At 59.7% G+C, this 8,719-nt stretch carries 13 protein-coding genes; 5 read left to right on the forward strand and 8 right to left on the reverse strand.

Features of this window, described 5'->3' with window-relative positions:
* Positions 1–376: hypothetical protein (locus HKL97_RS04580; RefSeq protein ID WP_291422924.1), on the reverse strand; the 376-nt coding region annotated here is incomplete at its 3' end.
* 301 nt (positions 377–677) lie between these two features.
* Here HKL97_RS04580 and HKL97_RS04585 point away from each other — a divergent pair.
* A complete protein-coding gene (locus tag HKL97_RS04585) occupies positions 678–917 on the forward strand; it encodes an XRE family transcriptional regulator (RefSeq protein WP_291422925.1) in 240 nt (79 codons plus the stop codon).
* Positions 910–2,157, forward strand: a complete 1,248-nt coding sequence (locus HKL97_RS04590) for a type II toxin-antitoxin system HipA family toxin (protein WP_291422926.1) — start codon at positions 910–912, stop codon at positions 2,155–2,157. Before HKL97_RS04585 ends, HKL97_RS04590 begins: the two co-directional genes overlap by 8 nt.
* A 102-nt stretch (positions 2,158–2,259) precedes the next feature.
* On the opposite strand, the gene HKL97_RS04595 is transcribed toward HKL97_RS04590, so the two are convergent.
* From HKL97_RS04595 to tnpA, 4 genes are read right to left on the reverse strand one after another with little or no spacing between them, the layout of a single operon-like run.
* On the reverse strand, positions 2,260–2,892 hold the full coding sequence (locus HKL97_RS04595; protein WP_291422927.1) for a UPF0149 family protein: 633 nt from the start codon (positions 2,890–2,892) through the stop codon (positions 2,260–2,262).
* Complete coding sequence (tnpC, locus tag HKL97_RS04600) at positions 2,889–4,442, reverse strand: IS66 family transposase (RefSeq protein ID WP_291422928.1); 1,554 nt, start codon at positions 4,440–4,442, stop codon at positions 2,889–2,891. Before tnpC ends, HKL97_RS04595 begins: the two co-directional genes overlap by 4 nt.
* A gap of 41 nt (positions 4,443–4,483) precedes the next feature.
* Positions 4,484–4,867 (reverse strand): IS66 family insertion sequence element accessory protein TnpB, encoded by a 384-nt coding sequence (gene tnpB / locus HKL97_RS04605; RefSeq protein ID WP_408820699.1) that lies wholly within the window; start codon positions 4,865–4,867, stop codon positions 4,484–4,486.
* A gap of 2 nt (positions 4,868–4,869) precedes the next feature.
* Positions 4,870–5,334, reverse strand: a complete 465-nt coding sequence (gene tnpA / locus HKL97_RS04610) for an IS66-like element accessory protein TnpA (protein ID WP_291422930.1) — start codon at positions 5,332–5,334, stop codon at positions 4,870–4,872.
* A 59-nt stretch (positions 5,335–5,393) separates the two neighbouring features.
* On the opposite strand from tnpA, the gene HKL97_RS04615 reads away from it, so the two are divergent.
* Positions 5,394–5,627, forward strand: a complete 234-nt coding sequence (locus tag HKL97_RS04615; RefSeq protein WP_291422931.1) for a DUF2285 domain-containing protein — start codon at positions 5,394–5,396, stop codon at positions 5,625–5,627.
* A gap of 231 nt (positions 5,628–5,858) precedes the next feature.
* Here HKL97_RS04615 and HKL97_RS04620 read toward each other — a convergent pair whose 3' ends face one another.
* The 3 genes from HKL97_RS04620 to HKL97_RS04630 form a co-directional block, all read right to left on the reverse strand.
* Entirely contained in the window at positions 5,859–6,278 is a 420-nt protein-coding gene (locus tag HKL97_RS04620) for a hypothetical protein (RefSeq protein WP_291422932.1), read from the reverse strand.
* A gap of 202 nt (positions 6,279–6,480) precedes the next feature.
* Entirely contained in the window at positions 6,481–6,729 is a 249-nt protein-coding gene (locus HKL97_RS04625; RefSeq protein WP_291422933.1) for a hypothetical protein, read from the reverse strand.
* A gap of 151 nt (positions 6,730–6,880) precedes the next feature.
* Entirely contained in the window at positions 6,881–7,717 is an 837-nt protein-coding gene (locus HKL97_RS04630; protein ID WP_291422934.1) for a hypothetical protein, read from the reverse strand.
* 197 nt (positions 7,718–7,914) lie between these two features.
* Between HKL97_RS04630 and grxD the strand changes: the two genes are divergently transcribed.
* The gene (grxD, locus tag HKL97_RS04635) at positions 7,915–8,253 is read left to right on the forward strand and encodes a Grx4 family monothiol glutaredoxin (RefSeq protein ID WP_291422935.1); all 339 of its coding nucleotides are present in this window, start codon (positions 7,915–7,917) and stop codon (positions 8,251–8,253) included.
* Positions 8,253–8,582: a ferredoxin gene (locus HKL97_RS04640; RefSeq protein WP_291422936.1), complete on the forward strand. Its 330-nt coding sequence runs from the start codon at positions 8,253–8,255 to the stop codon at positions 8,580–8,582. The genes grxD and HKL97_RS04640 overlap by 1 nt, the downstream gene beginning before the upstream one ends.
* Positions 8,583–8,719 lie beyond the last annotated feature (137 nt).

Here is an 8,719-nt window from a genome sequence, read left to right on the forward strand (position 1 = left end):
CCCCGACCCCGGCACCGTCAGCGCCTTGCTCCAGACGCAGCAAACGGTATCGCGCACGGCAAAGTGCCGCCATCGCCTCCCTCTCCGCCGCCGGCGCACTGGCGCGGCTCCTGGCAAGACGGTCAAATGCGGTAGTTCCGCTTGCCGAAGGCTGCGAGAGCAACAAATCGGACGAAAGCAGCACGGCATCCGCCATCATGGCGAGCATCCGCTCCTCGGACATATCCTGCACATCCCGCTCACGCTGGGGCAACCATTTGCGGACGATGCCATCGCCACGCTCACGCGCCACAAATTTCGCCGCCGCCTCAATCAGGCCGTCAATCAGGTGACAAACCTCCTCGGAGGACGATGTGGCGGTAGCGACACGCGGCATTGGCAACTCCTCTGTTGACCGCTTTTGTATAGCAAGCAGACCGCGAGTCGCACATGAGCCGCCCGGGACCAAAGGCCAACCTGACGCTTGGCCAGGTTGGCCTGGCTTGGAGCGATACCGTGGAAACACGTGATCGGTTGGTACTGGATATTTTGTAAACTTTGTGCTACACAAATATGCTCAATAGTCGCGCAAAGACATCAAAATGCCAACCCCACACCACCCCCCCGCCGCTGTACGCCGCACCTTGCGCAAGCTGGGATTGGATATCCGTGACGCCCGCCGCCGCCGCCGACTGCCCATGGCTGTCGTCGCCGAGCGTGCTTTCACGTCCCGCTCTACCCTGCAACGGGTCGAAGCTGGTGATGCCAATGTCGGTATCGGCATCTATGCCGCCGTCCTGCAGGCGCTCGGCCTCCTCGACGACCTCGGAAATATCGCCGACATTGGCCGCGATAGCGTCGGACAAGCACTCTCGAGTGCCGCGTTGCCAAGGCGGGTTCGCATGAAGCGTGCCCCGGAGCCAGCAAATCATGCCTGATATAGAAGTTCACATCGACCTCCAAGGGCACTTACACCAAGTTGGGCTGGTCCGAAGCAACACGGTACGGGGCACTGAGACCGTGGTTTTTGAATATACTCCCGAGTGGCTCGCCAATCCTGACCGCTTCTCGATCGAACCGGCACTTGCTTTGACCCGCGGCACATTCGCCCCTCTGGCCGGCCAAGCGATCTTCGGGTCAATCGGTGACTCCGCGCCCGACACCTGGGGCCGGCGTCTCATGCAACGTGCTGAGCGCCGTCAGGCCAATCGCGAAGGCCGGGCCATCCGCACCCTCTCCGAAAGCAACTATCTTCTTGGGGTGGCGGATGAGACGCGCCTCGGCGCTCTCCGGTTCCGCTGGATGGGTAACCCTGTGTTTCAGGCACCAACCAAAGCAGGCGTGCCCGCACTGATCGAACTCGGCCGTCTCCTCCAAGTCACCGAACGAATTCTGCGCGATGAAGAGACCGAAGAGGATCTCCAACTCATCTTCGCCCCCGGCTCGTCCCTCGGGGGCGCGCGACCAAAGGCATCCGTAATCGATCAGCATGGACACCTCTCCATCGCGAAGTTTCCTAAGGAGACCGATGACTACAGTATGGAGACCTGGGAGGAGATCGCACTGCGTCTCGCCGCGCGCTCCGGTATCACGACCCCTCGCCATGAGCTTCTCCAGGTCGCCGGGAAAGCCGTGCTGCTATCGCGGCGCTTCGATCGCGCGGGGGCTGTCCGAATCCCCTTTCTCTCCGCCATGGCGATGACCGGATCGAAGGACGGCGACCATGGCAGTTATCCAGAAATCGTTGACGCGCTCACCCAACATGGGGCGCAAGCAAAAATTGACGCGCACGCTCTCTACCGGCGCGTCACCTTCAACGTGCTGATCTCGAATGTCGATGATCACTTGCGCAACCACGGGTTCCTGTGGCTCGGCAAAGCGGGCTGGTCGCTCTCACCTGCCTACGATCTCAACCCGGTCCCGACTGACCTCAAGGCTCGCGTCCTGACGACGAACATCGACCTCAACGAGGGTACTTGCTCGATCGATCTTCTTGAAGAGGCGGCGGAATATTTTGGCCTTGGATTGGCGGCAGCGCGTTCGATCATCAAGGAAGTCGCGACGGTAACGGCAACTTGGCGGGAGACCGCGCGGAAGGCTGGTGCCAAGTCTTCCGAAATCACCCGTATGGCCAGCGCTTTCGAGCATGACGATCTCAAACGGGCGCTCGCGCTATGACACATCCAGGAAATATACACAGCTTTTATGTAAGCGATGCGACCGAACCACGGTGATCGGTTTGAATTTTGGCGCGAGAATTCGTGTTTGCGGCAGGGGCGGTCAGGAGGGGCGGTTGTATCGAGTTGGCGCCCAGAACTTTCTGATGGCGGCAACCGCGCCTGGAATTTCGCGGCCGGCGTTAAAGCGCGCCAGCTCGGTAAGCGGACCAAGCGGCGGCGCGCCGCGGACTGGGCGGCCGTCTTCGTCAACACAATGCGCCAGGATCGGGATTAGCCACAAATGTGCGAGGCCGCGGGCCGGCAGAAGCTTGCGCCAGAATTTTGGATTGAGCTGGATGGCGGCATAAAAGCCGCGGCACCAGGGCCCGATGTCAACGGCGCCCTTTGCATCGTGTAAAAATATTGGCGCGAAGCGTTCGGGCGTCTCGCTCAACATAGTGGACAGCGCGTTGTGATGCGCTGCCGTGGCGGCGATAGCGGCGTATTCCTCGGTCGTGCCGTCGTTGATGGCGTCCCTGCGCACGCCGATCAGCGGGCAGAGCCAGGCGAGCGGCTCATAGGTTGCCGGCCCGGCGACGATCGCGGCCATAAAACCGTCGAGCATGGAAAGGTTTTCGGCGATGGGCTGGGGCGCGCGTGGCTGGCGCAGCCAGCAATCGATCTCCTCAAGGGACATTGGCGTCCGCGTCTCGCCTTGTGCCACCGGCGCCGGTTCGCGGGACCGGCGCATCATGCCGCCACTTTCACGTCCTGGGCGGCACGGGCGGCTTTCCAGTTCCAGGGGAGCAATTCAGCCAGCGCGTTGACCTTGGTCTGACCGGAGACGATGCGCTCCAGCACGTCGGCAAGATAAGTCTGCGGGTCGAGGTCGTGAAGTTTTGCCGTGTTGATGAGTGATGCCAGAATTGCCCAGTTCTCGCCGCCGACCGGGGAGCCGGCGAATAACGAATTCTTTTTGCCCAGGCTGATCGCCCTGATGGTGCGCTCCACGGTATTGGAGTCCACCTCGACACGGCCATCGGTCAGAAACGCCCCAAGCCCGTTCCAGTGTCCGAGCGTATAACGAATGGCCTTCGCCAACGGGGATTTGGTAGAAATTTCGCTTAAGCGATCCATCAGCCAAGGTTTGAACGCGTCGAACAAGGCTTGGCTCTCAGCCTGCCGCACTTCCAGGCGCTCTTCGGCACTGGTGCCGCGGATGCGCGCCTCGATGGCATAGATGGCCGCAATGCGCTCTAACGCTTCGCCCGAGACAAGACAGCCGGTCGCCTTATGCACTTCAAAGAATTTGCGGCGCGCATGGGCCAGGCAAAAGGCGAGCCTGACGGGTCCACCGCGGCGACTATGTTTGGTCAGCCGGTTATAGCCGGCATACGCATCGACCTGGAGCACACCGTTAAAACCAGCCAGATGTTCATCGACATGCCGGCCCTTGCGGTCTTCGGCGTAGAGGTAAACCACCGCCGGCGGCGCCGGCCCGCACCATGGGCGATCATCCATCGCATAAGACCAAAGCCGGGCAATGCGCGTTCGCTTGCGTGTTTTATCCAGCACCGGCAGCGGCGTGTCGTCGCAAAAAATCTTCGGCGCCGCCAGGATGGTTGCCGCGAGCAGCGCATGCAGCGGTTTCAGCCACCAGGCCGCCCGGCTGATCCAGTGCACAAGAGTCGAAACATCCAGATCAACACCCTGGCCGGCGAGCATTTTGACCTGCCGGTGCAGCGGCAGGTGCCAGGCGAATTTCATCACCGCGACATGCGCCAGCAGATCGACCGTCGGCATGCCGCCATCGACCGGGCGCGCCGGCGCCTTGGCTTGCACCACCGGACTCTCACAGGCCCGGCAGCCATAGCGCGGCCGGTGAATGCAGCGCACGCGCAGGATGGCCGGCACCACGTCCAGCATCTCGCTGACATCCTCACCAATCCGGTGCAGCTGGCCCTCGCAGCACGGGCAAGCCAGCCGCGCCGGTTCGATGGTGACGTGCACCCGCGGCAAATGCGCCGGCAGACCGCCGATATTGCGCACCGCCCGTGGCCGCGCCGGGCGGTTGGAATTCGCCGGCCGCGGCAATTTGGCCGGCTCCACCGGTGCCGCGGAAAGATCGTTCAACGCCAGCGGCAGCTGGCCCGCCTGCTCAAGCTGCCGCTCGGATCGCGCGCCATACAGTGCCCGCCGCAAGGTCTCCACGACCGCCTTCAGGTTCTCGTTCTCCGCCCGCAATGCCGCGTTCAACGCCAGCAAATGCACCGTATCAAGCGGGGATTTTTGACCATCCGACATGCTTGCAAATTATCAAACATGCCAGGCGTTTCGCCAGAGAATTAAGACGCTGACTGCAATTTTTCTGCCGGCCTCTGCAGCCTCGCCGGCGGTGGAGATCGCGCGGGGATCTGCGTCCAATCCATTCCGGAGAATAACATCCGCAGCTGCGCAACACTCAGCGTGACTGTTCCATCCTGCACCGGTGGCCAAATAAAACCGCGAGCCTCCAGCCGTTTGCTGACCATACAGAGCCCGGAGCCGTCCCAAAAAATGAGCTTGAGTCTATCGGTTCGCTTCGACCTGAAGATGAACAGATCGCCGGCGAATGGGTCGGCCAATAATACCTGTGTCACCAGCGCCGCGAGGCCGTCCATACCCCGACGAAAATCAACGGGCTTGGACGCCACCATCACCCGCAGCCCCGGCCGGGCCGGAATGCCCAAGATCACCGTTGCGGTCCGATCAGGCCCAGCAGCTGACGCAACACCTCAGGATCGACAGCGCCTTCCACCCGGACCCGGGCCCGCCCAACCTCAATCTCAATCGATCCGGCAGGCTGCTCCCGGCCCGATGGTGGGCACGATGGCAGTGACGCCGGCTCCGCCACAACAGCCGTGCTCTCGGCAACCTCACTCTCAATACGCAACGGCACAAAACGCGGCGCCATCCCTTCCGCCAGCTCGTCCATCGCCTTACGGCGCCAGGTCCAAAGCAAACCCCGGCTGACTTCAAAACGCTGCGCCACCTCCGTCACCGTGGCACCCGGCGCCATAGTGGCGGCGAGAATCTCAGCCTTCTCCTCTGCAGTCCAATCCCGCCGACGCTTCTGGCCCGTGATCACCTCGACCCGATGGTACTCCGCGTTCTTAAGGCTATGCTTACGCATAGGATCAGGACCGTCTTTATCCACAATATCACCTCGCCCAAATTCAAGACGGCAGTGTCCAGCAAATCAAAACGCGCCGCGAGGTGGGCAGCTCGCATCGTTTACACCGCAAACGCTTGATCCAGATGTTACACGCTCTGGACGGCCGCTTGTCAGCCGCGACCTATAGGGAAATCGCGGAAGCCGTTTTCGGGCCGCAAGCCGTCCGCGAACCGGGCTGGAAAACCCTGCCGGTCCGCGCCCAGACGATTCGCTTGGTCAAGGACGCGATCGCGATGATGAACCGTGGCTATCTTCAGTTTCTACGCGGCCGATGACAGCTTGGGCTCGAACTTCTCGAGAGTGTGGAAAGCGGACATCGTGCAAGAATGTAAGGAGTACGGTGCAATGCCTCTTGGCATTGCACCAGCGCTGCTGCCCGATACGCTTATGTCGTGCCTTGCCAAATTACCGGCGGACAGTGCGGTACACTCGCGGGCCATTTACATCAGAGGTGGTCCACAAACGTTTGAGGGCATTGTATATTGGGAAATATCTAAAGAAGATAACTACGGTTTTGGTTGATTGTTTCGTTTTGAATTTACCAATTTTGGGACGCTTTTCACTTCAAGCCACTCTGTTCTGATCTTATCGTACATCATGAGTAATGCCCCGGTATAAAGCTTAAGGCTAAGGCTTGACCTGATTTCATCCCTCAAGGCGGCCAAATCGTCGGAATACCTGTCTCTGACAAACTTATCGGCATACTCACCTCGATAGAACGCCACATAAAATTGCTCAGCATCACCGCTCTCGCGGAAGTGCTTAAGGATAATATCCGCCCGCGAGCCTTGCTTGGTCATCTCATCTGCTTTTTCTTGAAGATGTGGTCGCTCGGCCAAAAGTTTACGAAGGTTGAGTGCTGCCATTGACTTTTCTCGGCGCGGCCCGAAAATTATCCGACCGCTTGGTGGCCCGTCTTTGGACATTTAATATGCTCCTTGCTCTCATTTGTTGGCTGTAAATGGAATGGACACATACGGGACGTTGCGGGCCAATTCGCCGCCCAACGTAATCAAATGCTCAACCTTTGCTGGGTTCAATCAGCAGCGTAGGACGGGCTTCGCTTCGCTCTGCCCATCCTACGAACTGAAAAGTGCGGACCAGCAAAGCCGGCAAAAACGGCAATGCCTAACCGATGACGCTCGCCCTGCCTTTGTTGAAAAGGACATACTTCTGGGGGGTGGTCGTCTCGTCGCATTTGAGAACCATCAAGCGGTCACCAACGCCGAACCTTTCCTCATATTCTTCCTTCAAGTTTGACCAGATACTGTCCGTGATCCTTTCGCGACCTGGAAATTTCGTCAAAATCTCCCATCTTTCAATTTCGCAGAAACCCTGATGCTTGAGCTGCGCCAGTTTATCTTCAATGATTCCCATGCCTCGCCTCCTTGGTTCCAGCGGTAACGCCGTGGGTGCCCTGGAGACGACACTTCTCATATAAAAATAATTAAGTCAATATAACGAGAATTGTTATCATTTAATTTTTTTTACTTGAGGATGACGACGCATGGCTTCTTTCCGGTCACAGCTATTCGTCGTCGCCCACGCGGCTGGCGTGCAGAATCAGTGCCTTGAGCACGGCAGTGGCGATGTTCAGTGCGTGTTCCTCCATCCCCCACCACACGGCGTTGCGTCCTCGTGGGTCCATCTCCAGCAGCTTTACTCCTGGCTGCACTTCCTGCCCGTCTCGGACCACGCCGCGCAGCACACCATCAAACGGCGCTAGCACGGGCATGTTGTCAAGAAAACCGGCCGGGAAATCCTTGAAGATGCGCTGGCCTATCTCAAGCGGCGTGTACCAGCGGCCAGCAAAGCCGGAACGGACGAAGCGTTCCTCGCCGCGTCCGCCCAGTGGGCGAGGCGTGCAGTCAGGCCGTTCGGTGGCGCCGTTCTGCACGATGCGTCCGCGTTTGCCGGGGCGGGTCTCAATTGCCAAGTCGCAATTCTTGCCGGCCGCGAAGCTTGGCCCCAGGCCGATGGTTAGGCGCGCCAGGTGGCGCAGATCCGGTGTTACCTGGTATTTCTGCATACGTGCGTCGATCAACAGATCGGGCATCTGCAACACCAGCAGGTCGGTCAGCCCCATTTCGGTGATCGCGACTTGTTGCCCCTGCTGGCGCAGCGTTAGCAGGTCCCGCAAGCCCTCAGTGCGTTTCGCGCTGACCCCATCGAGGGTGATGGCTTCGTCGAACATCGCGTCGTGAAAGGCCATCCGGCGGCGGATGACGGGCGGGAACGGGTCGTGCGAGAGCACGGTGAAGTAGTCGCGCTGGTGAAGCCGTACCGCTGCCGCCGAGGCAATTTCATTCGTGCCGAGTATAACGGCAAAGGGGCGGCGGTGTCCGCCAACGGGTTGCGCCTGCATCGCGGGGCTCCTTAATGTCGCCCGCAATATAAGCAAAAACCAGGCCATTGCCGCGCTCGCGGCCGGTTTTGTTGGCCTGTTGTCGCATTGGCGACGTCGTTTGTGTCGCAAAGCGGCACAAACTGAGCGGTGGTCAGGCTGCTTGGATGGCCCGCTTCTTGCCTATCGCCCAGAGCAAAAGACAAGGAGGCCAGAATATGAGTGACAACGTAATAACACGGATCGGAGAGATTATAGCCGCCGACCCGGTAGTACTGTTCATGAAGGGCACGCCGCTGGCGCCGCAATGCGGGTTTTCCGCCACTGTGGCGCGCATCCTCATGCAATTGGGGGTGCAGTTCTCCAGCGTGAACGTGCTGGCGGAACCTGAGATCCGTGACGGCATCAAGATCTACGCCGACTGGCCGAGCATCCCGCAGCTCTATATTGGCGGCGAGTTTATCGGTGGCGCCGACATTGTGAACGACATGACGGCGACGGGCGAGTTGGTGGAGATGCTGAAAGCCAATAACGTGGCGTTGACGGAGGGGGCGTGATGAGCGAGCTGCCGCAGGTTTTCAAGCACCATGTGTTTATGTGCCTCACCCAACGCCCGCCGGGGCATCCGCATGGTAGCTGCGGCACTGCCGGGAGCAGCAAATACTTCGACCTGCTGAAGGCCAAACTGGACGCCGAGAGCATGAATGGAGAAATCGGACTCTCCAGCTCCGGTTGTCTAGGATTTTGTACAGCTCAACCCCTGATGGTTGTATATCCTCAGGGCGTTTGGTACCGCCCGCAGGCGCCTGAGGATGTGGACGAAATCGTTGAAAGCTTTAAGAGCGGGACAATTATCGAGCGCCTGGCGGTAGTGCCGGCGCGCTGATCGCGCGACGGTGCTGGCGTTTTAGGGGCAAGGGCTAGTCTTACTGTGTCATAAACTCTTGCCCGATTCGAACGTGATTTGTCAGGTTTGGAGATTCTTAACCGTGGAGGCAGGTTATGGGTCTCAAGTCTGGACGG

It is taken from the genome of Acidocella sp. (assembly GCF_013044125.1).
Lineage (GTDB): Bacteria > Pseudomonadota > Alphaproteobacteria > Acetobacterales > Acetobacteraceae > Acidocella.

Excerpts from the sequence above, each read along its gene's own strand:
- grxD (WP_291422935.1), top strand. The coding sequence starts at position 7,915 with ATGAGTGACAACGTAATAACACGGATCGGAGAGATTATAGCCGCCGAC.
- HKL97_RS04640 (WP_291422936.1), top strand. The coding sequence starts at position 8,253 with ATGAGCGAGCTGCCGCAGGTTTTCAAGCACCATGTGTTTATGTGCCTC.
- tnpC (WP_291422928.1), bottom strand. The coding sequence starts at position 4,442 with ATGTCGGATGGTCAAAAATCCCCGCTTGATACGGTGCATTTGCTGGCG.
- HKL97_RS04585 (WP_291422925.1), top strand. The coding sequence starts at position 678 with ATGGCTGTCGTCGCCGAGCGTGCTTTCACGTCCCGCTCTACCCTGCAA.
- HKL97_RS04625 (WP_291422933.1), bottom strand. The coding sequence starts at position 6,729 with ATGGGAATCATTGAAGATAAACTGGCGCAGCTCAAGCATCAGGGTTTC.
- HKL97_RS04630 (WP_291422934.1), bottom strand. The coding sequence starts at position 7,717 with ATGCAGGCGCAACCCGTTGGCGGACACCGCCGCCCCTTTGCCGTTATA.
- HKL97_RS04590 (WP_291422926.1), top strand. The coding sequence starts at position 910 with ATGCCTGATATAGAAGTTCACATCGACCTCCAAGGGCACTTACACCAA.
- HKL97_RS04620 (WP_291422932.1), bottom strand. The coding sequence starts at position 6,278 with ATGTCCAAAGACGGGCCACCAAGCGGTCGGATAATTTTCGGGCCGCGC.
- HKL97_RS04595 (WP_291422927.1), bottom strand. The coding sequence starts at position 2,892 with ATGATGCGCCGGTCCCGCGAACCGGCGCCGGTGGCACAAGGCGAGACG.